Origin of the sequence: Actinospica durhamensis, from assembly GCF_018139695.1 — a bacterium.
Taxonomy (GTDB): domain Bacteria; phylum Actinomycetota; class Actinomycetes; order Streptomycetales; family Catenulisporaceae; genus Actinospica; species Actinospica durhamensis.
Genome location: NZ_JAGSOG010000847.1, coordinates 1 through 401 on the forward strand (window position 1 = coordinate 1; position 401 = coordinate 401).

General features: G+C 64.8%; 1 protein-coding gene. It reads right to left on the reverse strand.

Annotation, left to right across the window (positions count from 1 at the left end; translation table 11 throughout):
• Positions 1 to 61 precede the first annotated feature (61 nt).
• Positions 62 to 401: dihydropteroate synthase (locus tag KDL01_RS47350; protein ID WP_212534355.1), on the reverse strand; the 340-nt coding region annotated here is incomplete at its 5' end.

The window sequence follows — 401 nt, forward strand, 5'->3', positions numbered from 1 at the left end:
GGCCATCGCCGGGCAATCCTCTGTTCGCTTGACCCCCAGCCGCGTGAGGCTTGGGCGGCTATCAGGCCATTGGCGGATTTACGCGTTCATGACGCATGGCCCACCAGAGTTGAATTGCCTCCAAGGTCGGCTGCACGTCGTGCACACGCACGATGAACGCGCCCCGCTCCGCCGCCAGTAGCGCTGCCGCCACACTGACGGTCACACGTTCGGCTGGCGGTTTGCCGCCCAACACCGCGCCCAGCGTCGATTTGCGCGACAAACCGGCGAGCAGCGGCAAACCGATGCGCTGAAACTCCGCCAAGCGATTGAGCATGGTGAGGTTGTGATCCGGCGTCTTGCCAAAACCAAACCCCGGATCAAGGGAGACACGCTCGGCCGCCACGCCGGCAGCCATCAGC